The 26,409-nt window shown below is 71.8% G+C and carries 23 protein-coding genes; 10 read left to right on the top strand and 13 right to left on the bottom strand.

Features of this window, described 5'->3' with window-relative positions:
- The first annotated feature begins 69 nt into the window (after window positions 1-69).
- The 4 genes from lnt to DDW44_RS30060 all read left to right on the top strand — a co-directional run bounded on the left by lnt (window position 70) and on the right by DDW44_RS30060 (window position 5,073).
- On the top strand, window positions 70-1,674 hold the full coding sequence (gene lnt / locus DDW44_RS30045; RefSeq protein WP_108908458.1) for an apolipoprotein N-acyltransferase: 1,605 nt from the start codon (window positions 70-72) through the stop codon (window positions 1,672-1,674).
- A gap of 9 nt (window positions 1,675-1,683) precedes the next feature.
- Window positions 1,684-2,166 (top strand): NUDIX hydrolase, encoded by a 483-nt coding sequence (locus tag DDW44_RS30050; protein ID WP_108908459.1) that lies wholly within the window; start codon window positions 1,684-1,686, stop codon window positions 2,164-2,166.
- 55 nt (window positions 2,167-2,221) lie between these two features.
- Window positions 2,222-3,049: a 3-hydroxybutyrate dehydrogenase gene (locus DDW44_RS30055; RefSeq protein WP_018891232.1), complete on the top strand. Its 828-nt coding sequence runs from the start codon at window positions 2,222-2,224 to the stop codon at window positions 3,047-3,049.
- Between the two features lie 128 nt (window positions 3,050-3,177).
- On the top strand, window positions 3,178-5,073 hold the full coding sequence (locus DDW44_RS30060) for a helix-turn-helix domain-containing protein (protein ID WP_026281877.1): 1,896 nt from the start codon (window positions 3,178-3,180) through the stop codon (window positions 5,071-5,073).
- 65 nt (window positions 5,074-5,138) lie between these two features.
- Here the strand turns inward: DDW44_RS30060 and DDW44_RS30065 are convergent, their stop codons facing one another.
- From DDW44_RS30065 to DDW44_RS30110, 9 genes are all read right to left on the bottom strand, one after another.
- Window positions 5,139-6,572, bottom strand: coding sequence for an ATP-binding protein (locus DDW44_RS30065; protein WP_108908460.1), 1,434 nt, complete (start codon window positions 6,570-6,572; stop codon window positions 5,139-5,141).
- A gap of 279 nt (window positions 6,573-6,851) precedes the next feature.
- Window positions 6,852-8,252, bottom strand: a complete 1,401-nt coding sequence (locus DDW44_RS30070) for an MFS transporter (protein WP_018891235.1) — start codon at window positions 8,250-8,252, stop codon at window positions 6,852-6,854.
- A gap of 419 nt (window positions 8,253-8,671) precedes the next feature.
- The gene (locus DDW44_RS30080; RefSeq protein ID WP_017949270.1) at window positions 8,672-9,004 is read right to left on the bottom strand and encodes a putative quinol monooxygenase; all 333 of its coding nucleotides are present in this window, start codon (window positions 9,002-9,004) and stop codon (window positions 8,672-8,674) included.
- 386 nt (window positions 9,005-9,390) lie between these two features.
- Entirely contained in the window at window positions 9,391-10,470 is a 1,080-nt protein-coding gene (locus DDW44_RS30085; protein WP_108908462.1) for an ABC transporter ATP-binding protein, read from the bottom strand.
- Between the two features lies 1 nt (window position 10,471).
- On the bottom strand, window positions 10,472-11,572 hold the full coding sequence (locus DDW44_RS30090; RefSeq protein ID WP_018891237.1) for an ABC transporter ATP-binding protein: 1,101 nt from the start codon (window positions 11,570-11,572) through the stop codon (window positions 10,472-10,474).
- Window positions 11,569-12,414 (bottom strand): carbohydrate ABC transporter permease, encoded by an 846-nt coding sequence (locus DDW44_RS30095; RefSeq protein ID WP_017949267.1) that lies wholly within the window; start codon window positions 12,412-12,414, stop codon window positions 11,569-11,571. Before DDW44_RS30095 ends, DDW44_RS30090 begins: the two co-directional genes overlap by 4 nt.
- A complete protein-coding gene (locus DDW44_RS30100) occupies window positions 12,411-13,289 on the bottom strand; it encodes a carbohydrate ABC transporter permease (RefSeq protein WP_017949266.1) in 879 nt (292 codons plus the stop codon). The genes DDW44_RS30095 and DDW44_RS30100 overlap by 4 nt, the downstream gene beginning before the upstream one ends.
- A gap of 78 nt (window positions 13,290-13,367) precedes the next feature.
- Window positions 13,368-14,969, bottom strand: coding sequence for an extracellular solute-binding protein (locus tag DDW44_RS30105; RefSeq protein WP_018891238.1), 1,602 nt, complete (start codon window positions 14,967-14,969; stop codon window positions 13,368-13,370).
- Between the two features lie 18 nt (window positions 14,970-14,987).
- Window positions 14,988-16,013 (bottom strand): NAD(P)-dependent alcohol dehydrogenase, encoded by a 1,026-nt coding sequence (locus tag DDW44_RS30110; protein WP_017949264.1) that lies wholly within the window; start codon window positions 16,011-16,013, stop codon window positions 14,988-14,990.
- Between the two features lie 180 nt (window positions 16,014-16,193).
- On the opposite strand from DDW44_RS30110, the gene DDW44_RS30115 reads away from it, so the two are divergent.
- Complete coding sequence (locus DDW44_RS30115; RefSeq protein ID WP_108908463.1) at window positions 16,194-17,978, top strand: sigma-54-dependent Fis family transcriptional regulator; 1,785 nt, start codon at window positions 16,194-16,196, stop codon at window positions 17,976-17,978.
- Between the two features lie 323 nt (window positions 17,979-18,301).
- On the opposite strand, the gene DDW44_RS30120 is transcribed toward DDW44_RS30115, so the two are convergent.
- The gene (locus DDW44_RS30120) at window positions 18,302-18,475 is read right to left on the bottom strand and encodes a CsbD family protein (protein ID WP_017949262.1); all 174 of its coding nucleotides are present in this window, start codon (window positions 18,473-18,475) and stop codon (window positions 18,302-18,304) included.
- Between the two features lie 165 nt (window positions 18,476-18,640).
- Here DDW44_RS30120 and DDW44_RS30125 point away from each other — a divergent pair, with 165 nt between their 5' ends.
- Entirely contained in the window at window positions 18,641-18,811 is a 171-nt protein-coding gene (locus DDW44_RS30125) for a hypothetical protein (protein WP_017949261.1), read from the top strand.
- 124 nt (window positions 18,812-18,935) lie between these two features.
- Here DDW44_RS30125 and DDW44_RS30130 read toward each other — a convergent pair whose 3' ends face one another.
- A complete protein-coding gene (locus DDW44_RS30130; RefSeq protein ID WP_108908464.1) occupies window positions 18,936-19,757 on the bottom strand; it encodes a LysR substrate-binding domain-containing protein in 822 nt (273 codons plus the stop codon).
- A gap of 57 nt (window positions 19,758-19,814) precedes the next feature.
- Here DDW44_RS30130 and DDW44_RS30135 point away from each other — a divergent pair, with 57 nt between their 5' ends.
- A complete protein-coding gene (locus DDW44_RS30135; protein WP_108908465.1) occupies window positions 19,815-20,216 on the top strand; it encodes a DUF5997 family protein in 402 nt (133 codons plus the stop codon).
- A gap of 301 nt (window positions 20,217-20,517) precedes the next feature.
- On the opposite strand, the gene DDW44_RS30140 is transcribed toward DDW44_RS30135, so the two are convergent.
- Window positions 20,518-21,132, bottom strand: coding sequence for an LAETG motif-containing sortase-dependent surface protein (locus tag DDW44_RS30140; protein ID WP_108908466.1), 615 nt, complete (start codon window positions 21,130-21,132; stop codon window positions 20,518-20,520).
- A 371-nt stretch (window positions 21,133-21,503) separates the two neighbouring features.
- On the opposite strand from DDW44_RS30140, the gene DDW44_RS30145 reads away from it, so the two are divergent.
- Together DDW44_RS30145 and DDW44_RS30150 are read left to right on the top strand one after the other, a co-directional pair.
- The gene (locus DDW44_RS30145; RefSeq protein ID WP_167455546.1) at window positions 21,504-22,400 is read left to right on the top strand and encodes a universal stress protein; all 897 of its coding nucleotides are present in this window, start codon (window positions 21,504-21,506) and stop codon (window positions 22,398-22,400) included.
- 337 nt (window positions 22,401-22,737) lie between these two features.
- The gene (locus DDW44_RS30150) at window positions 22,738-24,855 is read left to right on the top strand and encodes a DUF1996 domain-containing protein (protein ID WP_108908468.1); all 2,118 of its coding nucleotides are present in this window, start codon (window positions 22,738-22,740) and stop codon (window positions 24,853-24,855) included.
- 99 nt (window positions 24,856-24,954) lie between these two features.
- On the opposite strand, the gene DDW44_RS30155 is transcribed toward DDW44_RS30150, so the two are convergent.
- The gene (locus DDW44_RS30155; RefSeq protein ID WP_018891047.1) at window positions 24,955-25,701 is read right to left on the bottom strand and encodes a VOC family protein; all 747 of its coding nucleotides are present in this window, start codon (window positions 25,699-25,701) and stop codon (window positions 24,955-24,957) included.
- A gap of 512 nt (window positions 25,702-26,213) precedes the next feature.
- On the opposite strand from DDW44_RS30155, the gene DDW44_RS32270 reads away from it, so the two are divergent.
- Window positions 26,214-26,351 carry a hypothetical protein gene (locus DDW44_RS32270; protein WP_167455547.1) on the top strand — a complete coding sequence of 46 codons (138 nt, stop codon included), beginning with the start codon at window positions 26,214-26,216 and terminating at the stop codon, window positions 26,349-26,351.
- Window positions 26,352-26,409 lie beyond the last annotated feature (58 nt).

Raw genomic sequence — 26,409 nt, forward strand, 5'->3', positions numbered from 1 at the left:
CCCGTCGCGCCCGCCGGAGCGGCCGGCGGCGCCGACGGGCGCGGGCCGCCTCGCCGTAGACTCCGGCACGTGAGCGCCACCATCACTCCCGCCGGCACCCGGCGGCCCGAGCCCGACTCCTCCGGCCGGGCCCGCCCGCTGCTGCGGCGGTTCACCAGGCCCGCCGCGGCCGTGCTGTCCGGGGCCATGCTGTTCCTGAGCTTCCCGCCGCGCCCGCTGTGGTGGCTGGCGCTCCCCGCCTTCGCCCTGCTCGGCTGGAGCCTCCACGGGCGGCGGCCGCGGGCCGCGTTCGGGCTCGGGCACCTCGCGGGTCTGGGCTTCCTGCTGCCGCTGCTGATCTGGACGGGGGAGGAGGTCGGCGCGGTCCCGTGGCTCGCCCTGGCCGCCGTCGAGGCGCTGTTCGTCGCGGTGACCGGCGTCGGGATCGCGCTGGTGTCGCGGCTGCCGCTGTGGCCGGTGTGGGCGGCCGCCGTATGGGTCCTCGGCGAGGGACTGCGCGCGCGGGTGCCGTTCGGCGGCTTCCCCTGGGGCAAGATCGCCTTCGGGCAGGCGGAGGGCGTGTTCCTGCCGCTCGCCGCGGTGGGCGGCACCCCCGTGCTGGGCTTCGCGGTCGCGCTGTGCGGCTTCGGGCTGTACGAGACGGCCCGCCGCCTCCGCGCGTACCGGCGGACCGGGGGGCTTCCGCGCGGGCCGCTCGCCGCCGCCACCACCGCCGTCCTGCTCCCGATCACCGCCGCCCTCGCCGCGCTGCCCCTGGTCGACGCCTCCGCCGAGGAGGGCACCGCGACCGTCGCGGCCATCCAGGGCAACGTGCCGAGGCTCGGCCTCGACTTCAACGCACAGCGCCGGGCCGTACTCGACAACCACGCGGCCCGCACCGAGCAGCTCGCCGAGGACGTCGCCGCGGGCAGGGTCCCCAAGCCGGACTTCGTGCTGTGGCCGGAGAACTCCTCGGACCTCGACCCCTACCGCAACGGCGACGCACGGCTCGTGATCGACCGCGCCGTCAGGGCCGTCGGGGCGCCGACCGTGATCGGGGCGGTCCTCACCCCCGAGACCGGACCGCTGCGCAACACCCTGATCGCCTGGGAGCCCGGGAAGGGGCCGGTGGCCACCTACGACAAGCGGCATGTGCAGCCGTTCGGCGAGTACATCCCCATGCGGCCGTTCGTCCGCCTCTTCAGCTCCGACGTGGACCGGGTCCGCCGCGACTTCGGCCCCGGCGACAGGGTGGGCGTCTTCGATCTCGCGGGCACCAGGGTGGGCCTCGCCACCTGCTACGAGGCGGCCTTCGACTGGGCCGTGCGGGACACCGTCACACACGGCGGCCGGCTCATCTCGGTACCCAGCAACAACGCCACCTTCGGCCGCAGCGAGATGACCTACCAGCAGCTGGCGATGTCGCAGGTGCGGGCGGTCGAGCACAGCAGGGCCGTCGTCGTGCCCGTAACCAGCGGTGTCAGCGCGATCATCCGGCCCGACGGGACGATCGAGCAGCAGACCCGGATGTTCACCCCGGACGCCCTGGTCGCCGAGGTGCCGCTGCGCTCCTCCCTGACCCCCGCGACCCGTATGGGAGCACTGCCCGAGGCCGCGCTCGCCGCACTCGCGCTCGGCGCCCTGGGCTGGGCGGGCCGCACCCGTGCGAAGGAGCGCCGGGCCGCAGCCCGTTAGGGTCGGTCCATGGGCATCCCCGACTTCATCCGCGAGATCCGGAGGACCGCCGGTCACCAGCTGCTCTTCCTGCCGGGGGTCAGTGCCGTGGTCTTCGACGACGCCGGCCGGGTGCTCCTGGGAAGACGCGCCGACACCGGCGGGTGGTCGATCATCGGCGGCATCCCCGAGCCGGGGGAGCAGCCCGCGGCGGCGGCGGTGCGCGAGGTGTACGAGGAGACCGCCGTACGCTGCGTCGCCGAGCGCGTCGTGCTCGTCCAGACGTTCACCCGGCCGGTGACCTACCCCAACGGCGACCAGTGCCAGTTCATGGACGTCTGCCTGCGCTGCCGGGCGGTGGGCGGCGAGGCACGCGTCAACGACGAGGAGTCGCTGGACGTGGGATGGTTCCCCGTCGACATGCTGCCCGAACTCCAGGAGTTCGCGCTGTTCCGGATCAAGCAGGCGCTCATCGACGGCCCGACGTGGTTCGACTCTACGGTTGCCGGGTGAACTATGGGCGTTGACCACATCGGTTGGTGTCCTGGCCCTCCCTAGGGTGCGGACCATGACCATGAACCCGGGTCCCGCCCCCCATCCCGTCCCCTCCGCCGGAAAGCCGTCCGTCTCCCTCGACCTCGGCGGCCGCACCGCCCTGGTCACCGGTGCCGCGGGCGGGATCGGGCGCGCCTGCGCCCTGCGGCTCGCGGCGGCCGGAGCGAAGGTCAGAGCCGTCGACCGGGACGCGGCGGGCCTGGACGCGCTCGTCGGGCGGTCCCAGGGCCTCGGCCTGCCGGGCGCCGTGGAGCCCCTGGTCCTGGACCTGACCGACCTCGACGCCGCGGAGCAGGCCGCCGCCGGCACCGACGTGCTCGTGAACAACGCGGGCCTGCAGCTCGTCCGCCCCATCGAGGAGTTCCCGCCGGACGTCTTCCACACCGTGCTCACCGTGATGCTGGAGGCCCCGTTCCGGCTGATCCGGGGCGCGCTCCCGCAGATGTACGCCCAGGGCTGGGGGCGCGTCGTCAACCTGTCCTCCGTGCACGGACTCCGCGCCTCGGCCTACAAGTCCGCCTATGTGGCCGCCAAACACGGTCTGGAAGGACTGTCCAAGACCGCGGCCCTGGAAGGCGCGGCCCACGGGGTCACCTCGAACTGTGTGAACCCCGGCTATGTGCGCACCCCCCTGGTCGAGAAGCAGATCGCGGACCAGGCCGCCGCCCACGGCATCCCGGAGGAGCGGGTCCTCACGGAGGTCCTGCTGAAGGACTCGGCCCTGAAACGGCTCGTCGAACCGGAGGAGGTGGCGGAGGCCGTCGCGTACCTCTGCACCCCGCAGGCGTCCTTCGTCACCGGTGCGTCGCTCGTCCTGGACGGCGGCTGGACGGCGCACTGACGGCTGGACGGCGCACCGAACCGGCCGGAGCGGTGGATCCGCGCGGGGCGGCTGACGCAGTGGTCCACCAGGGTCCCGTCGTCCACAGGGCTGGCGGGACCCCCGGAACGGCAGGTATCCCTGTGACCATGTCCCACGAACAGGCCTCCTACCTGGAGCTCCTCGCACGCGGCGCGCCCGCCGAGGCGTACGACCGGCCCGTGCTGCTGGCCCGGGCGGGCGGCGCCGGACCCGAGACGCTGTCGGGCCTGGAGCACGCCAAGCAGCTCGCCCTGCGGGTCCGCGCCGAGCTCGAAGGCAGACGCCGCCGCGAGGCGGAGCTGTCCGCGCTCTTCGAGACCGCGCACGACCTGTCGGGGCTGCGCGACCTCGACGCCGTACTGCGGGCCATCGTGCAGCGCGCCCGCTCCCTCCTCGGCACGGAGGTCGCCTACCTCAGCCTCAACGACCCGGCGGCCGGAGACACCTATATGCGGGTCACCGAGGGCTCCGTGTCCGCCCGCTTCCAGCAGCTCCGGCTCGGCATGGGCGAGGGACTCGGCGGACTGGTCGCCCAGACCGCCCGGCCGTACGTGACCGACAGCTACTTCGACGACGAACGCTTCCGGCACACCCGCGCCATCGACTCCGGCGTGCGCGACGAAGGACTCGTCGCGATCCTCGGCGTCCCGCTGATGCTGGGCAGCCAGGTGATCGGCGTGCTGTTCGCCGCCGACCGCCGCGCCCGGGTGTTCGAGCGGGAGCAGGTGGCGCTGCTCGCCTCCTTCGCCGCCCACGCCGCGGTCGCCATCGACACCGCCAACCTGCTGGCCGAGACGCGGAACGCGCTGGCGGAGCTGGAGCGGGCGAACGCCATCATCCGCGACCACAGCGCCGTCATCGAGCGCGCCTCGGGCGTCCACGACCGGCTCACCGAACTGGTCCTGCACGGCGGCGGGGTGCACGACGTCGCCGGGGCCGTGTCCGAGGTGCTCGACGGCACGGTGGAGTTCGCCGAACCGGACGCGCCCTCGCTGGCCGGCGTGGAGTTCTCCGGCGCCGACGGCCACGCCGTACGGCACGCGGACGACTGGGTCGTCGCGGTGTCCGCCGGCGGGGAGCTCCTCGGCGCGCTCGTGCTCCGCGGCCATCCCGGCCTGGACCCCGTCGACCGGCGCACCCTCGAACGCGCGGCGATGGTCACCTCGCTGCTGCTGCTGGCCCGCCGCTCCGCCGGTGAGGCCGAGCAGCGGGTACGCGGGGAACTGCTGGACGACCTGCTGGACGCCCCCGGACGCGACCCCCGCCTGCTGCGCGAGCGCGCCACCCGTCTCCGGGCCGACCTGGACGCCCCGCACGTCGTGCTCGCCGCCCGCGTCGACGCCCCGCCGGCGGGCGGCGGCAGCGACCGGGCCGCCGCCGACCGCCAGCGCCTGTGGTCCGCGGCCTCGCATCTGGCGGCCACCCGCCACGGGCTGGCGGCGACCCGCGACGGAGGCACGGTGCTCCTGCTGCCCATGGGCCCCGGAGACAGCGCGCCCGAGCTGGCCCGCCAGACGGCGAAGCATCTCGGCGGCACCCTCCGCGAGCCCGTCACCGTCGGAGCCTCGGCACCGGTCGAGGCACCCGCCGGAACCCCCGGCTCGGTCGCGGCGGCCTACGCGGAGGCCCGGCGCTGTGTGGAGGCCCTGAGGCTACTGGGCCGCTCCGGGGAAGGCGCCGCGGCACCGGACCTGGGATTCCTCGGGCTGCTGCTCGCCGACACCGGCGACATCGAGGGTTTCGTCCACCGCACCATCGGACCCGTCGCCGGCTACGACGAGCGCCGCGGCACGGACCTGGTGCGCACCCTCGACGCCTACTTCGCCAGCGGTATGAGCCCGGCCCGCACCAAGGACGCACTGCACGTCCATGTGAACACGGTCGCCCAGCGGCTGGAACGCATCGGCAGACTCCTGGGCGAGGACTGGCAGTCGCCGGCCCGTGCCCTGGAGATCCAGCTGGCGCTGCGGCTGCACGCGATATCCGGGGCCGTGGCGCGCTGACCGGGCCCCTCGCCCGGGGGCGTGGGCATCCTGAGTCACGTACCCCATGCCTCACCGTCTCTCCGCTACTGCCAGGCGCGGACCAGATCTTCGGGCCCCCAGTGGGCCGCAAGCGGCAGACTGCCGGCGACACCGCTGCGGGACACCGCGACCAGCGGGGTGTCCCGCCCGGCACCCGGCACCGCGAGTACGTCCCGAGCCAGGGCGTCGTATTCGCGGCGGCCGAACGGCTGGGACTCCAGCCACTTGATGGAGCCGGCAAAGTGCACCGCGCCCGCCACGGGTTCACGGTCGGTGGCGACCAGGTCGATCTCAGGGTTGTTCTGCCGGTTCCACCAGCCGCCGACCGCCTCTGTCCCCGGCCATCGCTCGTCGGGCAGCAGCCGCAGCAGCGACTCGCGGACGAGCGGCTCGATCGCGCGCCCCCGCCACGTGGTCCAGGACCGCTCGATGCGTTCCAGGGCGAGATCGCCCCGGCCGCGCTCGATGAGTGGGATACCCCGCTGCAGGAAGGCCAGCCAGAAACGGAGATACGGATCGGCGACGCGGTAGCGCTTGTTCCTGGTGTCGGCCTTCGCGGACAGCGGCAGGTCGGCCGCCAGAACCCGCTTGGCCTGCAGGGTGTTCAGCAGCGGGGACAGCGTGCCCGATGGCAGGGCACCTGTTCCCCCGGCCTGTGCGGCGATGGTGGAGAAGGTCCGCTCGCCGCTGCCCACCGCCTCCAGCACCGCCCGCGAGTGCGACGCCTCGGGGAACTCCCCCAGCAGCGACAACTCGCCCGCCACCAGGAGCGGAGACAGCGGATTCGCCACCGCCTCGCGCAGGAAGTCCGCCCGGCCCGTCCCGGGCCGCCACGACTGGACGATTTCCGGAAAGCCTCCCGTGATCAGCAGCGCGTCCACCGCGTCCGCTGCATCCAGCCCGGTCATGGCCTGCACATCGCCCAGGTGCAGCGGCCGTACGGTCATCTTCGCCGCCCGCCCGAAGAACGGGCGGCCATACGACTGCAGCGCCTCCATCACCGACATGTCGCTGCCGACCAGGATGAGCAGGACCGGCTTGGCGGACAGGTGACGGTCCCAGACGGTCTGCAGTGCCCCCTCGAACTCCGTGTCCTGCTCGACCAGCCACGGCACCTCGTCGATCACCGCGATGCTCGGGGCGTCGTCCGGAACCGCGACGGCCAGTGAACGCAGCGCTTGATTCCAATCCGCGGCCTGCAGCCCGGCCACCAACTCCGCCCCCGGCAGGGCGGACTGGGCGACCGCCCCGGTGAAGTCCGCCCGCTCGGCCGCGGCATTGCGGCCCCGGGTCGCCTGGAAGACCACGTACGGAACCCGGGACCGGTCACAGAACTCCTGGACCAGGCGAGACTTCCCCACCCGGCGCCGACCGGTCATGATCACTGCCCGTCCACGGGTAGCACCCACGCCCTCGACCACCAGGCCCAGCTGCCGAGTCAGCAGATCCAGGTCAGCCACCCTCCCTTTGAATTCCACAGGCAGCTCCTCACGGCAGAAGGCAGTTCCAATGTTACGTAGATTGAATCTTACGTAGATGGTAGCTCGCTTCCTGTGTCGGCGTGAAACCGCTGAACCCGTCCGGGAACCCGTCCGGGAACCCGTCCGGGAACCCGTCCGTGGGAAGTACGGACAGGCGCGCCACACGGTTCCGGGTTTCTTGGGCAGGTGCGCCGGCATCGGTCCAACCAGAGGGAATGCCGGGAGCCGCGTCGACCGTTGTGCACGGTCCACGCGGCTCCGGAGGCGCGAAGCGGATCAGGCGGAGGCCGGGGCGTCCGCGGTGCTCGATCCCCGGGCGCCCTCGGCGGCGTCGTCGTCCCGGCGGCCCGCCTCGACGGAGGCGAGGTCGCGGTCACGGGTCTCCCGGGCGCACGCCACGGCCACGATCGTGAGCAGCGCGGCGGCGATCACGTACAGCGCGATCGGTGTGGAGCTGCCGTAGTCGGCGAGCAGCGCCGTGGCGATCAGCGGCGCGGGCGCCCCGGCGGCCACCGAGGAGAACTGGGCGCCGATGGAGGCCCCCGAGTAGCGCATGCGCGTCGCGAACATCTCCGAGAAGAAGGCCGCCTGCGGGGCGTACATCGCACCGTGCAGCACGAGCCCGACCGTGACGGCGAGCAGCAGGCTGCCGAAGGACCCCGTGTCGATGAGCGTGAAGAACGGGAACATCCACGCGCCCACGCCCACCGCGCCGATCAGGTACACCGGCCGGCGTCCGATGCGGTCGGACAGCGCACCCCAGAGCGGGATCACGGCGAAGTGCACGGCCGACGCGATCAGCACCGCGTTGAGGGCCGTCTGCTTGCTCAGCCCCGCCGACGTGGTGGCGTAGACGAGGATGAAGGCGGTGATCACGTAGTAGCTGATGTTCTCCGCCATCCGGGCGCCCATGGCGATCAGGATGTCCCGCCAGTGGTGCCGCAGCACCGCCACCAGCGGCATCTTCTCGACCTGGCCGGACTCCGCCTTCCGCTGCTCGGCCTGCGCGAGCGCGGCCTTGAACACCGGCGACTCGTCGACGGAGAGTCGGATCCACAGTCCGACGAACACCAGCACACCGGAGAGCAGGAACGGTATGCGCCAGCCCCATGACGTGAAGGCGCTCTCCGACAGCAGGGCGGTCAGCGCCGCCAGCACCCCCGTCGCCAGCAGCTGCCCCGCCGGGGCACCCGTCTGCGGCCACGAGGCCCAGAAGCCGCGCCGGCGCGCGTCCCCGTGCTCCGACACCAGCAGCACGGCTCCGCCCCACTCACCGCCGAGCGCGAACCCCTGGACCAGCCGCAGCACCGTCAGCAGCACGGGAGCGGCGCTCCCGATGGTGGCGTGCGTCGGCAGCAGACCGATCGCGAAGGTCGCCCCGCCCATCAGCAGCAGGCTCAGCACCAGCAGCTTCTTGCGGCCGAGGCGGTCCCCGTAGTGCCCGAACACCAGCGCCCCGAGCGGCCGCGCGGCGAATCCGACCGCGTAGGTCAGGAACGACAGCAGCGTTCCCACGAGCGGATCGGAGTCCGGGAAGAAGAGCTTGTTGAAGACCAGCGCCGCGGCTGATCCGTAGAGGAAGAAGTCGTACCACTCGATGGTGGTGCCGATGAGGCTCGCTGCGACGATGCGCCGCAGGTTCGAGGGCTCGGGTGGAGCGGTTGCCGAGGCGGCCATGAACACCACTTCCAGGCGTTGGCGGGGACGTTTGTGTGTCGGCACAACGTAGAAAGTGGCACGTCACCATCACATGTGGTGGGACACCATAGTTCTCCCTGCCGGAGTGCACCAGCCCACCATGGAGGCGGTACCAGGCACTCGGTGAGGCCTCGATGAGGCCATGCGGAGCGCTGTTGGATTCACCCCGTATCGAGGCGTCTTGGCGGTTATGTGGCGACTCCGGTGACCCGGCGGCCGCACCGCCCCCGCCCCAGTCACCACCCGCGCCCCGTCACCGCCCGCCCCGCCCCCGTCTCCGTCGCCGGCGCCTCACCCGTCACCGGCGCGTCGCCCGGCACGGCCCTGCCGGGCGACCGCGAATCCGCCGGGGACGGCAGCGGCGCGCGACGGACCGGCCGCACCCCGCGCCGGGACCGCTACTCCTGACCGGGGACGGCCATCTCCCCGAGCGGCGACCAGTCGTCCTGCGGAACGTTCATGTGGACGATGCGCGGTGTCTCGGCCAGATGGGGCGGCAGCGTCTGCCGCGCCGCCTGGAAGTGTGCGGACTGCACATGCGCGCCCCCGGCCTCGTCGTCGCGGAAGGCCTCGACCAGGACGTACTCCGTCGGGTCCTCCACACTGCGCGACCAGTCGAACCACAGGCAGCCGGGCTCGGCGCGGGTGGCCCGGGTGAAGTCGGCGGTGATCTCGGGCCAGCGGTCGGCGTGCTCGGGACGGACCCGGAACTTGGCGGTGATGAAGATCATGGGATTCCTTCGCTGATGTCTGCTGGTGACAGCCGCGGCGCGGCGGCCGGGCAAGGAGAACGTTCGGGCCGGCCCGGGGCCGGGCTCCGAGCCGGCCCCGGGCCGGCACCGCGGTACACGACCGGCCGGGTGAGAAGCCGAACCGCGGCGGGGGCTCCCCTCCGCGTCCGTCCGGCAGCCACCCGGGCTCGCCGAGACAAGATCGTACGACCTCCGCCTGCCGCGGCCGGCCCGCGGGCCCGTGAGGGCGGACGTGCCGCGACGATTCCGGAACGGCCTCGCGCCCCCGTGTCCCGCGGCGGCCGCCCGGCCGGCCGCCGCGAGGGGACGCCCGGCCGGCCGCCGCAAGGGGACGGCCGGTGGCGCCTGTGTGTCCCGACGGGGCGTCAGGACCGGAGCAGGAGCCGGCCGTCCGCGTACGGCAGGACCTTGGCACGCGGGAGGTGGACCAGCACCCCCTCACCCGCCGGAACTCCCTCCTCCCGCGGCGTCTTGGTCCGCACGAGCTGCCCGGCCACCTCGACCTCGAGCACGCGCTGCGCGCCGTGGTCCGTGACGCTCCGCAGTCTGCCGGGGAAGGTGTTGGGGCCGGGGTCCGTGACGAGCTTCACGTACTCGGGCCGGACGCCCACCTGGAGCCGGTCCGGGCTCTGCGGGATGTCCCAGGCGACGGCCAGTGCCCGGCCGTCCAGCGTGAACTGCCCGTCGGTCCGGTCCACGGTCAGGAAGTTCATCGCCGGTGAGCCGATGAAGTAGCCGACGTAGGTGGACGAGGGCGCCTCGAAGAGCTGTTCCGGGGTGCCCTGCTGTACGGCGCGGCCGTCCTTCATGACCAGCACCTCCTGCGCGAAGCTCATCGCCTCGTACTGGTCGTGGGTCACGTAGATCACGGTGGGCCGGAACTGTTCGGTGATCTCGCGGATCCTGCGCCGCAGCGAGTGCTTCAGCTGCGGGTCGATGACGGTGAGCGGCTCGTCCATGAGCACGGCCGCCACGTCGTCGCGGACCAGGCCGCGGCCGAGTGAGATCAGCTGCTTGTCGTCCGCGGTGAGCCCCCGGGCGGGCTGCTTCAGCCGGTCGTGCAGGTCCAGGGCCTCGGCGACCTGCCGGACCTTGGCGTCGATCCTCGCCTTGTCCCAGCGCCGGCACTGCAGCGGGAAGGCGAGGTTCTCGTAGACCGTCATGGACCTGTAGATCACCGGGAACTGGAAGACCTGCGCGATGTTGCGGGCCTTCGTGGGCCGGTCCGTGACGTCGACTCCGTCGAACAGCACCTTCCCCCGCGAGGGTCTGACCAGCCCGGAGAGGATGTTCAGCAGCGTGGTCTTGCCGCACCCGGACGGACCCACCAGCGCATAGGTCTTGCCCGGTTCGAAGGTCAGCCTCAGCGGCTTGAGGGCCCACCGCTCCTCTTCGACGCCCGGCGCGTACGCGTGCCCCACGTCGACGATGTCCAACTGCGCCATGTCAACGCCCTTCCACTGGAGTGAGCTCGTATGAGGGTGTCCGCACGAGCGCCCCACGCTCGTCGAAGGCGAACAACCGGGCGTCGCGGAGGTGCAGTTCGACCAGGTCGCCGAGGCCGACGTCGTGGATGCCCTCGATCTGCACGACGAAGGGGGTCTCACCGACGGCCACGTGGACGAAGGTCTCGGAACCGGAGATCTCCACGAAGACGGCCTCGCCCTCGACCCCGCGCTCGGCTCCGCCGGCGGCCAGGCCGACGTCCGTCGCGCGCAGGCCGAACTGGTAGGGCCCGTCGGGCAGGTCGGCCAGGTGCCCGGGAGCGGGTACGGCCTGGAGACCGGCCGCCACGACCCGGCCGCTCTCGATCCTGCCCGGGAAGATGTTCATGGGCGGGTCGTTGATGATGGACGCCACCGTCGTGGTCGCCGGGCGTTCGAAGACCTCCTGCGGGGTGCCGGTCTGCAGGATCCGGCCCTCGTGCATGACCAGCACCACGTCCCCGAGCATCATCGCCTCGGCGGGTTCGGTGGTCGTGTAGACGACGATGGTGTCGCCCCGGTCGGAGAAGAGGGTCCTGAACTCGTCGCGCAGTTGCTCGCGCAGCTTGTAGTCCAGGTTCGCCAGCGGCTCGTCGAGCAGCAGGATGCCGGTCGCGCGGGCCAGGGCGCGGGCCATCGCGACGCGCTGCTGCTGGCCGCCGGAGAGCTGGGAGGGCTTGCGCTTCTCGAAGTCCGCCAGCCCCACACGCGCCAGGCTCTGCCGGACCCGCCGCCGGATCTCGTCCCGTGGCAGCCCGGCCCGCTTCAGCGGGAAGGCCACATTGTCGAACACGTTCAGATGCGGGTAGTTGATGAACTGCTGGTAGACCATGGCGGTGTCGCGCCGCCACACCGGCGTCTTGAGGAAGTCCGCTCCCGCCCGGGTCAGCGAGCCGGAGTCCGCCTTCTCCAGGCCCGCGAGCACCCGCAGCAGCGTCGTCTTCCCGGCCATCGTCCGGCCGATGACGGTATGGAGCCGGCCCGGCTCGAAGGTCGCGGTCACGTTCCTGAGGTGGTCGACGCCGTCGACGGTCAGGCACAGATCGGTGGCGCACAGGTTCATCGGACGGCTCCCGACAGGTTCCCCTTGGACAGCAGGCGCTCGACCCAGAGGGCGAGCAGGACGAGCGGTGCCACGCCGAACAGCGCGGCGGCGGACAGCGTCCACCACGGTGGAATGGAGGAGTTGAGGGCGACGACCGCCTGGGGCAGCGTCTGGACCTCGGTGAAGGTCAGCCGGAAGGCGAAGAAGAAGTCGTTCCAGCCGAACACGGCGCAGAACATCGCGGCGACGGTCAGGCCGGGCAGGGAGTTCGGCAGGATCGCCCGGACGAAGGTCCGGAACGGAGGGCAGCCGTCCAGCATCGCCATCTCGTCGATCTCCCGCGGGATGCCGTTGAAGAAGTCGACCATCACCCAGACCGCGATGGGCAGCAGCAGCGCGACCGTCACGATGACCAGTCCGGCGATGGTGTCCAGGAGGCCGCCCCACTGCAGGAGGTAGAAGAAGGGGATCACCAGGACGACGGGCGGCATGATCCGCTGGGAGACGAAGAAGAAGACGATGTCGCCGTTCTTGATGAAGCCCAGCTTGAAGCGGTAGCGGGACAGCGCGTACGCGGCCAGGGACCCCAGGGCCAGGCTGATGGCGGACGCGGCGACGGTGACGACGGCGCTGTTGACGAACGGCTCGATCACATCGACACCGCCGGCGCCGCCGAAGATGTTGCGCCAGCCGGTGAGGGTGGGCTCGTACTGCGCCCAGGGGACGTAGGTGGGGCCGCCCTGGACCGCGTTGGCGTTCTTGAAACTGGTCGTCATCGCCCAGAGGAACGGCCCCGCGACGAAGCAGGCCCACAGCGCGATCACGGTGTACTTGAACACGGGGTAGAGGCGCGACCTCATGAGTCCCCCTTCAGCTTGAAGGCCCTGGTGAGCAGGGCGGCGACGACCGTGAGCGTGACGATCATCAGGACGAGGTAGGTCAGGGACATCGCCCCGCTGTAGCCGGTCTGCTGGTCGCGCAGGCCCTGGATGTAGAGGTAGTAGCCCGGAGTCTCGGTGGAGGATCCCGGCCCGCCGGACGTCAGTACGTAGACGCTGTCGGAGAGCTTGGACGCCTCGATCAGCCGGATCACGACCGCCGCGACCGAGACCGGTGCCATCAGCGGGAACGTCACCTTCCGAAAGGTGCGCCAGGTGCCTGCGCCGTCGATCGCCGCTGCCATGAACGGCTCCTTGGGCAGACTCAGCAGGCCGGCCAGCAGCAGCAGGAACATGAACGGGGTCCACTGCCACACCTCGACGGTCATGAGCGCGACCAGCGCCGGCCCGGACTCGGTGAGCCAGGGGATCCCGGTCAGGCCCAGCACCTCCAGCAGGTCGTTCGCCGGTCCCAGGGACTCATGGAAGATCGTCTGCCAGATGGCCGCCATCACCACGGGTGTGGTCATCATGGGGACGAGGAAGAGCACCCGCCAGAATCTGCGGCCGCGTACCTCGCGCCACACCAGCAGGGCCATACCGAATCCGATGAGGTACTGGATCAGGACCGTGCCGCCGGCGAGCAGGACCAGCCGGGTGATGGAGGCCCAGAAGCGGCCGTCGTGCAGCATCGCGGTGTAGTTGGCCCCGCCGATGAAGTCCAGCTGCGGGTTGCTGACGTTCCAGCCGGAGAAGCTGACGCGGATGGTGAACAGAAGCGGGAAGATGATGATCAGAAAGAGCGTGAGCAGTCCCGGCAGCAGGAACATGCTCTTGTGCCGGCGCAGGCCGTCCATGGTTCTCCTTGCGGAAGGGGGGTGCCCCCGGGTGGCCGGCCCGGACCGGCCGGCCACCCGGGGCGTGCTGCGGTCGGATCAGGAGTCGGCCTCGAGTACGACCACGTTGCGGTAGGCGCTGCGGACCTTGTCCCTGCCGATCTGATCGGTGATCGCGGACCATTCCTTGGCCACGCCGTCCAGCGCACGCTGGGGCGAACTCTGTCCCGCCAGAGCCGCGGCGACGCCGTTGGCCAGCGAGGACATGTACTGGTTGACGCCGGGAACGCGCAGGTCGAAGACGCGGTTGGAGCTCTTCTCCATGCCGGAGAGCGTGCTCGTGTACGACTCGGCGACGTCCTTGTCCCAGCCCTGCTTCTCCCAGAACGCCGGGTCGAAGTGGGCGTTGCGGTACGGGTTGACGCCGAAGCGGCCGATGGTCAGGTCGAGGGCGGTGTTGGCCTCGTTGCCGAAGAAGCACAGGTAGTCGAAGGCCATCTGCTGGTGGCTGGAGGCCTTGGCCACCGCCGAGGTCCATCCCCAGGTGAAGTAGGGCGCCTGGTTGGCCATCTTGTCCCAGGACTCCGTGGCGCGGTTGTAGACCTCCGTGGAGCCCGGCAGCGGCGCCGCCTGGACCTTGTTGCGGATCCTGCTGTCCGGCTGCTGGGCCTGGACGAAGGCGTCGTCCCAGGAGTAGGACATCAGCGTCTGGCCGCCTCCGAAGGAGAAGATCTCGTCTCCCAGGCCGAAGTTGGCGCCGCCGGGTGCCCAGGTGGACTTCGCCTTGACCATGTCCTCCAGCGCGCGGACGAAGCCGGGCGTGTTGATCAGCGGCTTCATGGTCTCGGGGTCGAAGAAGACACCGCCCTTGACGTGCGGATGCTTCACATACGGCGCCGCCCGGCTGATGAACGCGGAGAACGTCAGGTCGTCGCGCTTGGTGACCTCGGCGCTGCCGTAGTTCTTCTTGCCGTCGCCGTCGAAGTCCTTCCCGCTGAAGACCTGGGCGATCTCCTGGTATTCGGCCCAGGTCCCGGGGGCCCGGAGCTCCTTGCCCGTGGCCTTCCGGTACTCCGCCTGCCGCTGGGGGTCCTCCAGCACATCGGTGCGGATCTTGAGATAGTGCCGGTCACCGTCCACCGGGTACTGCACGACCTTCCCGTTCCAGGTCGCCACGTCCATGTAGGCCTTGGTGACGTCCTTCATGCCGGGGGTCTCGAGGTACTTCTCCGGCACCGGCGCCAGGTACGGGGCCAGGTCGCCGATCCACAGGGACGGGTAGAACATGACGTCGTACGCCGGCTGGCCCGCCTGGAGCGGCGTGAGGATCTTCTGGTGCAGCTCGCCGAAGGGGACGTTGACCACCTCGACCTTCCCCCCGGTGATCTCCTCGAACTGCTTGGCGTGCAGCTGCGTCGGCTCACCGATGACCGGGACGGCATGGCTGATGATCTTGAGTGTCTGCCCGGAGTAGTCCTTGCGGCTGATCGACTCGTAGCTGCAGGGGCCGGGGACGTCCTTGACCTTCGTGGCCGGGTAGTTCTTGCCGTACTTCTGGTAGCTGATGTCCGAGCCGGGCTTGAAGAGCGCGGCCTTCTCCTTGGGCTTCTGCTGTTCCTCGTTCTGGGCGGTGCACGCGGTGGCGGTCAGGGCCGCGACGGCCGCGACGGCGACCAGGCCCGTGTACGGTCTGCTGCGCATGTGTCTGCTCCTGCGGTGTCAGGGAATCAAGATCGCTCGGCCGCGGACGGCCCCGGCGTGCAGGTCGTCGAGGGCCTGCTGGAAGGAGTCGAGGGGGTAGCGCTGGGTGTGCAGGGTGACCTTGCCGCGGGCCGCCAGGACCATCAGCTCGGCGAGGTCGTTGTAGGAGCCCACGAGGTTCCCGATGAAGTTGATCTCCGTGGAGATGACGTCGATCGTCGGGACGTGGAGCTGACCGCCGTAGCCGATGACGTAGTAGTTGCCGTTGCGGCGCAGGCAGGCCACGCCCGTCTCGACGGCGCCCCCCTCACCGACGAAGTCCAGGACGGCCTCCGCGCCGTGCCCCCCGGTGAGCTCCCGCACCCGCTCGGCCTCGCTGCCGTCGGCGACGAGCGTGTGGTCCGCGCCCAGTTCCCGGGCCAGTGACAGGGCCTCCGGACTGCGGTCGATGACGATCATCTCGACCGGCGAGAGGGCCCGCAGCACCTGGATCCCGATGTGCCCGAGTCCGCCCGCGCCGATGACCACCGCCCGGTCACCGGGCCGCAGTACCCGGGCCGCCTTGGCGACGGCGTGGTACGCCGTCAGCCCGGCGTCGGCCAGCGCCGCCACCGAGGCCGGGTCGAGGGACGGGGGGAGGGGCACCACGGAGCGGGCGCTGGTCCTGACGTACTCGGCGTACCCCCCGTCGGCGTCGATGCCGGGGAAGGCCGAGTCCATGCAGTGCACGTCGTCGCCGGCCCGGCAGGCGCGGCACAGACCGCAGGTCACCAGCGGGTGCAGGATGACCGGGTCGCCGACCCGGACGTGGGTGACGGCCTGCCCGACCTCCGCGACCCAGCCGGCGTTCTCATGACCGATCGTGTAGGGCAGGGCGACCCCGCTCTTCTCCTTCCACTGCCCCTCCAGGATGTGGAGATCGGTCCGGCAGACCCCGGCGCCCCCGATCCTCACGATCACATCGAGCGGACCGGTGATCCGCGGGTCCGGCACGTCCACCAGCTCGGGCGGCTTGTCGTACTCGATGACCTGCACGGCTTTCATCGCGGCTCCCTGCGAGTCGGGTGTGATGTGCGCCGATTACACAGGCCGCCGCCGTGGGGTCGATGTCTCAGAAATCGCTCACGGATGTCTCAATCTGATACAGGGCGTGGGCGCGGCTGCGTCGAGCTGGTCCAATCACTGCAGTGAAGGATTTGTGACGCGCGCGATACGGGAGTGTTAATGCCCCGCCACCAGCCCGGAAGCTCGCTGCAGGCAGCCAGGGAGCTCTATCTGGAAGTCACCAGGGACCCCAGCGCCCGTCCGCTCGTGGTGGCCTCGTGGCAGCGCTCGATGGAGCACCGGGTGAAGTCGGGCAGCCTCGACGCCCCCTACCTGGACGACCCCAACCTCGACAGCCCCCTCGCCAGGGCGGCGCTGCCGATCCTGGCCAGGCTGCACGAGCAGCTCGCCGACGACCCGGTGGCCACGATGATCACCGACCGGAACGGCGTGGTGCTCTCCCGGAAGGTGTCCCACGACGGGCTGACGACGAACCTCAACCGCGTGCAGCTGGCCCCGGGCCATGTGTTCGCCGAGCGCTATGTGGGCACCAACGGCATCGGGACCGCGCTGGCCAGCGGCCGCCCCGTCATGATCGCCGGAATGGAGCACTACGTCGAGGCGTTGCGGGACTTCCACTGCGCAGCCGTACCGATCCTGCATCCCACCCGGCGCACGCTGCTGGGAGCCTTCAACCTCACCACCGTCCGTCAGGGCTCGGGCGGCATGCTGATGGCCTTCGCCCGCTCCGTCGCGGCCCAGATCGAGGGAGAGATCGCAGCGATCACCTCGCGGCGCGAACGGGCCCTGTTCCACGACTACATGGCGGCCTGCTCCTCGGTGCGCCCGGGACCGGTACTGGCCATCAACCGCGATGTCGTCATGATGAACGAGCAGCTCGGTGCGGCCGTGACCGGGCCGGACCACTACGCGCTGCTCGACCACGCCCGCGAGATCGCCGACAGCCCCCGGTCGGAGGGGACGCGCAGCATCGCCCTGCCCTCCGGACGGGTCGCCGAACTCAGGGTCAGCCGCTGCCGGCGCGAGGACAGCGACGCGGGCGCCGTCCTCAGGGTCCGGCTGATCGGGCGCCCGCAGCCGGGACCCGCGGCCTCCGCCGCGCCTGCCCGGACCGACCCGGGCCTGGTGGGTTCGGCCCCGCAGTGGCTGCGCGCCGTCGCCGACAGCCGGGCGGCCTTCGTCGCCGGGACCTCGCTGCAACTCCTGGGCGAGGCCGGCGTCGGCAAGAGGACGCTGGTCGAGGCGCTGCACCGGGCCCACGGCGCCGGACGCCGGCTGGAGACGGCACAGCCGCCGCCGTCCGACTCGCCCGCCGTCACCGAGCGCTGGCTGCACGACGTCGGAGAGCTGCTCGCCGTGCCGTCCAACGTGCTGGTCCTGCGCGACGTCCACCTGCTGGGCGACCCGCTGCGGCAGCGGCTGGGCAACCTGCTGACGCAGCTGGAGGGAACCGCCACCGCGCAACTGGTCCTGACCGGCCAGCCGTCGACGGTCGGCGCCGACGACCGGCTCGGCCGGCTCTGCGGCGTCCTGGTGGAGGTGCCGCCCCTGCGCCATCGCCACGGGGACATCGAGCGCCTGGCACGGTTCTTCCTGCGCAGGTACCGGCCGAGCGGTGAAAGCAGGATCTCCCCGGACGCCCTGACCATGCTGCAGCGATGCCCCTGGCCCGAGAACGTCCGGCAGTTCGAGTCGGTGATGCGCGGGCTGGCACGGCGGCCCGCCGGACCGGTGATCCAGGCGGAGGACCTCCCCCCGGAATGCCGGGTGTCCTCGCACAAGGTCCTGACCACCATCGAGACGCTGGAACGCGACGCCATCCTGCGCGGCCTGATGGACCACGACTCCAACGTCCAGCGCACCGCTCAGGACCTCGGCATCTCGCGCGCCACGATGTACCGCAAGATGCGCCGCTACGGGATCGTCCCGTCGAACCTGACCTGAGCCTGCCTGCACTGAACCTGGTCTGGACCTGAGCCTGACCTGAACCTGACCTGACCGCTTCCCGGATCGTCCGGCGGTGGGGAGCCGACGGGGCCCGACCCGGGGAGGCGGCCTCTGCGGCCGGCGGCGGTCGTCACGCTCGCGGCTTGCCCGGCTCGGGGCGGGCAAACGGCGAAGGGTTGCCCGGCTCGCGGCTTCCACGGCTCGGGGCTTGTTACGGCTAGGGGCGGGCGTGTGGCGAGCGGTTGTTCCGGCAATGCGCGAGAAACGAGCGGCCCGGTGTCCGCCGCGCGGACACCGGGCCCCTGGGCCATACCGGCCGCTCAGCGGTGAAATGCGTCCTTGGTCTTTTCCTTCGCCTCGCGCATGTCGCCCTTCGACTGTTCGGCGCGGCCCTCGGCGGTCATCCGCTCGTTGCCGACGGCGCGTCCCACGGTCTCCTTCACCTTGCCCTTGGCCTGCTCGATCCGGGCCCGGGACTTCTCATCTGCGGCCATGACTCTCACTTCCCAAGAAGTCGACAACAGGTGCATGGCGTCGAGTAACCGGAGCCCGCTCCGTCAAACCTCCGAGCCGTCCGGGAAAACGAGGGAGCGATCGCCCGATTCCTCAGGTGTGAATGCGCAGAGCCGGGGCAACCGTGGCTTCGGAGGTTGATAAACATGGTCCCGTTGCTTCTGGTTCTCATACTCGCCGTACTGCTTTTCGGTGCCGGATTCGCTCTTGAGGCGCTCTGGTGGATCGCCGCGATCGTTCTCGTCGTATGGCTGCTCGGTTTCGTCATTCGCCCGGCCGGATCCGGTGGCGGCCGGGGACGCTGGTACCGCTGGTAAGGCGGCTCCGGCCGCCGACCGCCCGAAACGCGGGTGTCCCAGGAGGACCTCTCCTGGGACACCCGCTTTTCGCTGTCCGGGACGGCGGCCCGGCGGACCCCGGCGGCCCGGCGGACCCCGGTGGTCAGGAGCGGCGGCGAGGCCTGCCGGGCTTGGCACCCCTGCGCCCGGCCGAAGCACCGCCACGCCCGGTGGCGGCACCGCGCCGCCCGCCCGCCGCGGATTTGCCGCCGGCGGCTCCCTGCGCCGGCCGGCCGGAGCGCCGGGCTGTGTCCTTCGGCTGGTCCTTCGATTGGTTCGTCGACTGGTGCTTCGGCTGCTCGGCGGGGGAGGGGCGCCGGCCCCGCGTGCTGTTGACGGTCCTCCCGCGGACGATGCCGATGAAGTCGTCCACCAGATCGGTGGTCCGGTCCTCGGGCCAGGACAGGGCCACGCTCGACCGAGGCGCGTCCGTCACCGTGCGGTACGTGAGGTCCCTGCGGTGGTGCAGACGGGCGAGGGACTGCGGGACCACCAGCACACCCACCCCCGCGGCCACGAGCTCGATCGCGTCCGCGGTCGTCGCCGGCCGCTCGATCGCGGGACGTCCGGGAAGGCGGTGCCATTCGAGGGTGTCGTCCAGCGGGTGGAACACGACGTCCTCGGCCAGGTCCTCCAGGGAGACCTCGTCGACGGCTGCCACCGCGTGGTCCTTGGGTACGACCACGACCGTCGTCTCCGTGTAGAGCGGGATCGCGCTGAAGAAGGTGCGGTCGACGGGCAGCCGCACCACACCCGCGTCGGCTCCCCCGTCGCGCAGCAGCCCCGGTGCCTCGGCGGACGGGACCGCGAGGAGGTCCAGCGGGACGTCGGGCAGCCGCTCCTGCCAGATCCGCACCCACTTACCAGGGGTCACGCCGGGAACGTAGGCGAGCCTGAACGAGGGGGAAGCTTCCGAGCCGGTCACCGCACCAGGTTATCCGGCGTGGTCGGAGCTCGTGCACACGCTCGATATCCTTGACCCATGACGTCGCACCACGGCACCCAGTCCATGAAGCCCGCCACGGCGGCGAAGAAGCTGGGTGTGTACCTCGAAGCCACCCCCGCGGAGTTCCGGGAGGGCGTCGTCTCGCGCGACGAGCTCAACGCGCTCCAGACCGACCCGCCCGAGTGGCTCCGCGAGCTGCGGCGCAACGGCCCGCACCCCAGGCCCGTCGTCGCGGCGAAGCTGGGCGTCTCCATCTCCGGCCTGGCCCGGGGCGGGGTCACGGAGGCCCTGACGACGGAGCAGATCGAGACGCTGAAGCAGGAGAGTCCCGAGTGGCTCCGGCGGGAGCGTGCGACCCAGGCCGAGGTGCGCAAGGAGACCGTGCGCCTCAAGGAGAGGCGCGCGGAGAAGGACGCCAGGGCCGAAGAGCGCTCCTGAGTGCGGCTTGCCCGCGGGGCGGCCGTCCCGCGGGCCGGGGCTGCCCGGCCGGCTTCCCGGTAGGGCCGGGGCCCGCGCCGGGCAGCCCCGGTACGGCACGTGGTCTTCCGCCGGGCAGTCCCGGCCTCGGTCCGTGACCTTCCGCCGGGGGTAGGGGGCGCGCACCCGTCTCGCCGACATCGAGGCCGGCCTTCCGGCTCCGGGACCGCCGGACCGAGGCGGCACCCGCCACCGACCTGACCAGGGTACGACCGTGCCCCGGGGTTCACGGGCCCCGGGGCACGGCACAGGCGTGGTGCGGTCAACCGCGGGCGGCGCGGCGCCGGCGCGTCACCACGAGGATGCCGGCACCCGCCGCCACCGCCGCGGCCGCGGCGCCCGCGATCAGCGGCGTGGCGCTGGACCCGCCGGTCTCCGCGAGGGGCGGTGTGCTCGGCGCCGGGGCGGGCGGAGCCTCGGAGTTGGGCGGCTCCGTGTTCGGGGGCTCCGTGCTCGGCGGTTCCGTGCTCGGCGGTTCCGAGGGCTCCGGCTCCTGGGGCGGCTCGGAGGGCTCAGGGCTCTCGCATACGGGCGCGGTCTTGGTCTCGTCGCGCGAGAAGCGGTCCCCGTCGCCCGCCTTCACCACGAGCCGTACCTCGATCTCGGCCTTGTGCTCGGGCAACTGCAGGGTCTTGCTGAACTCGCGCCCGAACTCCTGCGTGGGCAGCAGGTCCTTGCCGTCGGCCGTGACCGTCACCGTGTTGGTGACGCGGGCACTGTACGCCTTGAGGTCGATGGTGACCTCGGAGCAGGTCACCGTCCAGACGGGCGTGTGGGCCGACGCCGGAGCGGCGCTCACTCCCACTCCGACCAGTCCGAGGGCAGCGCCCGCTATGAGAGCGCCCGAGCGCTTCCACGCACGGGTGGGTGCAATCATCAATCCTCCATGGAGGTCCTGACACCTGGTCTGACGGCAGCGCACAGTACTCCTCCCGTGCAGCACCGTTCACTCCATCCCCGGTAACGACTTGGTTCCCATCGCCCTGACGGGCACCGCCCGTTCACGCGGGTGACTTCCGGCCCGACGAGGACCGCTGCGGCGGTGGCGCTGCGGTGGGGGCGCGGCGGTGACGTGGCGGGATCCAGCCGTGCCGCGCGGGTGGATCGGGAGACCTGAGCGCCGCCCCGGCGCCCCCGAGCCACTCCGCACCGGCGCCGGGACGCAAGCGACCCCGGCGCTCTGGCGGCGGGGTGCGAACGGGGTGAGCCTGGTACTGAGGGCGGATCCCTGGTACGGGAGGCGGCGTCATGGGTGGCCTGGTGGTAGTGGGAGTGGACGGATCGGCGTCCGCACTGGCCGCGGTGGAGGAGGCGGCCCGGGAGGCCCGGTGGCGCCGGGCCGCGCTCCGGGTGGTGCACGCGTTCATCTGGGCCAGGATGAAGGTGTCGCTGGGCCCGCCGTCGTACGGCCCGCCCGAGGGCGGGCTGCGGAACATGGCCGACCGTCTCGTGGCCGAAGCGGTCGAGCGGGCCACGGCAACGGCACCGGAGGTGGAGGTGGGCTCCGTCGTGGTGCCGGGCGAGCCGCTGACCGTACTCGAAACGGAGTCCCAGGAGGCCGAACTCATGGTGGTGGGTTCCCGTGGGACGGGCGGCTTCGTCGGGCTCCTGGTGGGGTCGACCACCGTGCATCTGGCCGCGCACGGCCGATGTCCCGTGCTGGTGGTACGGGAGGCTCCCAGGGCCGACGGCCCCGTGCTGGTGGGCGTCGACTGTTCTCCCGCGAGCGAGGCGGCGGTCGACTTCGCCTTCGCGGAGGCCGTGCTGCGCGGCGCGGGCGTCCTCGCCCTGCACGCCTGGACGTCCTGGAACGCGCCGCTGCCTCCGCCGCAGGACCCCTCGATGCCGTACGCGCATCCGGCGGGCGCCGCCGCCGAGGCGGAGGAGCGTCTGCTGGCCGCGGCACTGGCGGGCCGGCGGGAGACGTACCCGGGCGTCCCGGTCGAGCACAGGGCGGTGCGCGGTGACACGCGGCAGGCGCTGATCGAGGCGAGCGGGTCGGCCCGCATCCTGGTCGTCGGCGCCCGGGGGCGCGGAGGCTTCAAGGGCCTGCTGCTGGGCTCGGTGAGCCAGGCCATGCTCCACCACGCCCACTGCCCGGTCGCCGTGGTGCGGGGAGGCGGCACTGCCGGCACTGACACGTGAGGACTCCCTTCTTCCTGCCCCGGGCCGTGCCCCGGGCCGTCCGCCGCTTCTGACCCGTCCCGGCCCGTCCTGACCCGTCCCGGCCCGTCCCGGCCCGGGCACCGCCGAGGGGCGCTCCGGCGAAGTGCGTGCGGGGCCGTTTCGCCGTGCCGGGCCGAAGAGTTGCCGATCGATCTGAACGTCCACCGGCGCGCGTCCGTATGGAACTCAGCGGGTCCCCCACAGCCGTTCGCGTCCATGCGCGAACCGGCAGAGACGCACAGGAGTTCCATTGAGAAGAAGTGCACGCAGACGCTCAACGGGCGGCAGGAGAGTAGTTGCGGCCTCGATCGCGCTCATGCTGGGCGGTGGCGGGCTGATCGCCGTCAACACCTATGCCTCGGCCGGCGAGGGGTGGGGGCGGTCGCAGAACCGGACTCTCGGAGCCGGCGCCGCGGCCTCCACCATCAGGTGTCCCGAGGCCGCGAACGGGCTCTCGGAGGTGCCTGACGCGGCGCGGCGCGAGGTCGACAGGGAACTGGCCGCGATGGACAGCCAGATCACGGAGGCCTACCAGCGATTCGCCGAGCAGAGGGAACAGGTTGCTCAGGACCCCGGGTTCGCCGAGAACGCGGTCCTCGGTCCGCTGGAGGACAAGCGGACGGCCAGCCTCGACCGCATCGCCACGGCGATCGGCCGCGCCGGCGAACGGCCCAAGGGCCTCGAGTCCATGGCGGCCTGCGAGTTGAAGCAGGACGAAGCCGACAACGGAGGTCAGAACGAGGGAGGTCAGAACGGCGGTCAGGGTCAGGACGGGGGTCAGAACGACGGCAACGGCCAAGGCCAGGACGGGGGCGGTCAGGACGGCGGCGGCAACGCTGGTCAGGCGGGCAACGGTCCGGAGCAGTCCGACTTCGTCGAGATCCAGTCGGTGCAGCCGAACGCCGGTGACCCGCGCAATCGGCGTGGTGCCTCCCGTGGCGTCTTCACGACGAGTTGCGGGGTGAACGAGAACGGCAAGTTCAACCCGGACAACGTGATCGTGGCGCCGGGTGTCGCCAACGGTGCCCACCATATGCACGACTACGTGGGCAACCAGGCCAACGACGCCTTCGCCAGTGACGACGACCTCGCGGCAGGCGAGACGACCTGTGTGAACCAGGGCGACAAGTCGACGTACTACTGGCCGGTGCTGCGGCTGCAGAACGGGCAGCAGGAGGCCGACGCCGATGCCGACGGCGGCGGCAAGGACCAGAACGTCGGTGAGATCCAGACGCCGTCGCAGGTCACGCTGAACTTCGTGGGCAACCCGCGGTCGAAGGTGACGGCGATGCCGCGGTTCCTGCGGATCATCACGGGCGACGCCAAGGCGTTCGTCAACGGTGATGCGAACGCGAACGCCTCGTGGAGCTGCACCGGCTTCGAGAACCGCCAGCTGAAGGACAAGTACCCGATCTGCCCCGAGGGCAGTCAGGTGGTGCGGACGTTCAAGTTCCAGAGCTGCTGGGACGGCCAGAACACCGACAGTGCCAACCACCGTACCCATGTCGCCTTCGCCCAGGCCAACGGCGCCTGCCCCAACGGCTTCCGCGCCATCCCGCAGCTCGTGCAGCGCATCGTGTACGACGTGCCGCCGCCGGTGTTCGACGGGGCCAACCCGAGCGTCTTCGCGGTCGACTCCTTCCCGGAGCAGCTGCACAAGCCCGTCACCGACCACGGCGACTTCATCAACGTCTTCGACGACAACCTGATGGACGAGCTTGTGGGCTGCATCAACGAGGGCCGTGAGTGCGGTCCCGGCGACGCCGGTGCACCTCCCGCCGACGGCAACAACGGTGGCAACGGTGACGGAGGTGGCAACGGCGGCAACGGTGACGGAGGTGGCAACGGGGAGAACCCCGGCGACCCGGCCCCGCCCAACGACGGAGCGACGGGTGGTCAGGACGCGCCCGGCGCACCGGCTGAGCCGCAGAACCCCGGCGGGGGCAACCCTCCGGCCGACGGCGGGGACGGCAAGCCCGGCGCGGCTCCCGGAGCCGGCCAGGACTCCGGCCAGGACGGCGCGGGTCAGGACGGGTCCGGCTCCGGGGACAACGGCTCGGGGGACAACGGCTCCGGAGACCGGAACGCACCGGAAGGCGGCGGCAAGGTGAAGAACCCCGAGGTTCTCGCCAATTCGTCCACCGGGTCCTCCGCGGGTTCGTCCGCGGACGCCCCCGCCGGGTCGAACGGTTCGGCGCAGACGGGCACGGGTGACGGCGAGCCCGCCGCCCAGGCCACGGAGGCCGCGGGGGAGAACGCCACCGAGCCCAACGGCGGCGGCGGTCCGCTGGCAGGCGGTCAGGCTCAGAGCGGTGGGCTCGCGGAGACCGGTGCCCAGCTGTGGCCGTCCGCGGCCGGGGCCGTGCTGCTCCTGGCAGGTGGGCTGCTGCTGCGTACGCGCCGTCCGCAGCGTGTGGCGGCGCGCCGCCGCTGACCCGGGTCTTCCTTCACATCGGTCCTGGCCGGCCCCCGTCCCGACGGGGGCCGGCCAGGCCGTGGTGAGCGCTCCGCGGCCGTCCGCCGGGCGACCGGCTCAGCGAGGGGGCCCCGCCACCGGATCGTTCGACGTGACGGTGAACAGGCCGCCGTCGGGGTCGCGGAGGGTCACCCAGGCGTCCGCGCTGGTCGGGTCGGCCGGCGCGATGACCCGGCCACCGAGCCCGACGGCCGTCCGCACGGCGAAGTCCACGTCGGGCACGTAGAAGTACACGTGCCAGCGGGGGCGGATGTGCGGGTCGGGGGCCTCGCCGACGGCGCCGCCGGTGATCCGGGCGACCACGTCCCCCTGGTGCCGCAGGACGACATGGTCGTCCTCGTAGGCCACTTGGCAGCAACCGGGCTGTGCGCAGGCCCAGTCCAGTACCTCGGCGTAGAAGATCGCCGCATCGAAGGCGTCGCGGGTGCGCAACTCCAGCCAGGCCGGAGCCTTGTCGGTGCCCATGCTCCAGTCGGGGATGGCCTTGCCCTGCCAGATGCCGAACACGGCGCCGTCGCGGTCCGCGGCCAGCGCCGCCCGGCCGGTGCCGAAGCTGAGCGGGCCCACCGCCACCGTGGCGCTGCGCTCGTGGATCCGGGCCGCCGTCAGGTCCGCATCGTCGACCGCGAAGTAGGGTGTCCACGCCACCGCGACCGCGAGGCTGTCCGCGAGTGCCCCGATCCCGGCGACGGGAGTGCCGTCGAGGAAGCCGACGGCAAACTCCTCGCCGAGCCGGGTGGGACGGAACGCCCACCCGAGCACCTCCGAGTAGAACTCCTCCGCCGTCGGGAGATCACGAGCCATGAGGCTCACCCAGCACGGAGCGCCGAACAGCGCATGACTTGACGTAGACACGACAGCCGCCCATCTCCACGTCGCGCGCACCCGGGCACGCGAGACTGGACCTCCCACGCTACTCCGCTCGTCCGGCCGCCGCCGTACCGCGTCACTCCGGGTGACCGGGGCCGTACGGCGGTGAGAGTCCCTGCGCCCAGGGGGTTCCGGCCGTGCGCGTGGAGGGCTTCTCCGCGGTCGGCGGGAAGGCGAGAGCGGCGCGGTTCCCGCCTCCCGCCTTACGCGGCGGCGCCCGCATCGGGTCCGGCACGGCGCGACAGGGCAGGAGCGCCATGGAGCGAGCCGGTGATCGCGCGTGCCTTCGCCGTCGCGACCAGCGATGCCGCAGTGCCCCCGCAGCGCCACCGAAACGCCCTCTGGACGCTTCCTGGACGCCCCCCGGGGACGCGCTCGGGACGCGCTCGGGACCCGTCCATCGGGTTCCGCCCCTTGGAACGGGAGACGCGGGGCAGGCGGGGGACATGACGGTGAACAACCCCGACCCTGAGCCGCGTCCCCGCCCACGAAACCGGGCCAAGGCCGCGGTCGCGGCCGTCTGCGCGCTGGTGCTGCTGGTCGCGGCCTTCTTCCTGGCCTACGCACTCGTCCTGATGCTCTGACGGCGAAGCCGGCAGCGACGCGTGCCCGACGACGACGCGTGCCCGACGGCCCACCGGC

This window comes from Streptomyces tirandamycinicus (assembly GCF_003097515.1).
Lineage (GTDB): Bacteria > Actinomycetota > Actinomycetes > Streptomycetales > Streptomycetaceae > Streptomyces > Streptomyces tirandamycinicus.

What these genes read in the sequence shown, in the direction of transcription:
- DDW44_RS30135 (WP_108908465.1), top strand. Translation starts at nt 19,815, where the DNA reads ATGACGTCGCACCACGGCACCCAGTCCATGAAGCCCGCCACGGCGGCG.
- DDW44_RS30155 (WP_018891047.1), bottom strand. Translation starts at nt 25,701, where the DNA reads ATGGCTCGTGATCTCCCGACGGCGGAGGAGTTCTACTCGGAGGTGCTC.
- DDW44_RS30110 (WP_017949264.1), bottom strand. Translation starts at nt 16,013, where the DNA reads ATGAAAGCCGTGCAGGTCATCGAGTACGACAAGCCGCCCGAGCTGGTG.
- DDW44_RS30085 (WP_108908462.1), bottom strand. Translation starts at nt 10,470, where the DNA reads ATGGCGCAGTTGGACATCGTCGACGTGGGGCACGCGTACGCGCCGGGC.
- DDW44_RS30125 (WP_017949261.1), top strand. Translation starts at nt 18,641, where the DNA reads ATGGTCCCGTTGCTTCTGGTTCTCATACTCGCCGTACTGCTTTTCGGT.
- DDW44_RS30115 (WP_108908463.1), top strand. Translation starts at nt 16,194, where the DNA reads ATGCCCCGCCACCAGCCCGGAAGCTCGCTGCAGGCAGCCAGGGAGCTC.
- DDW44_RS30090 (WP_018891237.1), bottom strand. Translation starts at nt 11,572, where the DNA reads ATGAACCTGTGCGCCACCGATCTGTGCCTGACCGTCGACGGCGTCGAC.
- DDW44_RS32270 (WP_167455547.1), top strand. Translation starts at nt 26,214, where the DNA reads ATGACGGTGAACAACCCCGACCCTGAGCCGCGTCCCCGCCCACGAAAC.
- DDW44_RS30100 (WP_017949266.1), bottom strand. Translation starts at nt 13,289, where the DNA reads ATGGACGGCCTGCGCCGGCACAAGAGCATGTTCCTGCTGCCGGGACTG.
- DDW44_RS30150 (WP_108908468.1), top strand. Translation starts at nt 22,738, where the DNA reads ATGCTGGGCGGTGGCGGGCTGATCGCCGTCAACACCTATGCCTCGGCC.
- DDW44_RS30095 (WP_017949267.1), bottom strand. Translation starts at nt 12,414, where the DNA reads ATGAGGTCGCGCCTCTACCCCGTGTTCAAGTACACCGTGATCGCGCTG.
- DDW44_RS30145 (WP_167455546.1), top strand. Translation starts at nt 21,504, where the DNA reads ATGGGTGGCCTGGTGGTAGTGGGAGTGGACGGATCGGCGTCCGCACTG.
- DDW44_RS30055 (WP_018891232.1), top strand. Translation starts at nt 2,222, where the DNA reads ATGACCATGAACCCGGGTCCCGCCCCCCATCCCGTCCCCTCCGCCGGA.
- DDW44_RS30080 (WP_017949270.1), bottom strand. Translation starts at nt 9,004, where the DNA reads ATGATCTTCATCACCGCCAAGTTCCGGGTCCGTCCCGAGCACGCCGAC.
- DDW44_RS30060 (WP_026281877.1), top strand. Translation starts at nt 3,178, where the DNA reads ATGTCCCACGAACAGGCCTCCTACCTGGAGCTCCTCGCACGCGGCGCG.
- DDW44_RS30070 (WP_018891235.1), bottom strand. Translation starts at nt 8,252, where the DNA reads ATGGCCGCCTCGGCAACCGCTCCACCCGAGCCCTCGAACCTGCGGCGC.
- DDW44_RS30050 (WP_108908459.1), top strand. Translation starts at nt 1,684, where the DNA reads ATGGGCATCCCCGACTTCATCCGCGAGATCCGGAGGACCGCCGGTCAC.
- DDW44_RS30105 (WP_018891238.1), bottom strand. Translation starts at nt 14,969, where the DNA reads ATGCGCAGCAGACCGTACACGGGCCTGGTCGCCGTCGCGGCCGTCGCG.
- DDW44_RS30120 (WP_017949262.1), bottom strand. Translation starts at nt 18,475, where the DNA reads ATGGCCGCAGATGAGAAGTCCCGGGCCCGGATCGAGCAGGCCAAGGGC.
- DDW44_RS30140 (WP_108908466.1), bottom strand. Translation starts at nt 21,132, where the DNA reads ATGATTGCACCCACCCGTGCGTGGAAGCGCTCGGGCGCTCTCATAGCG.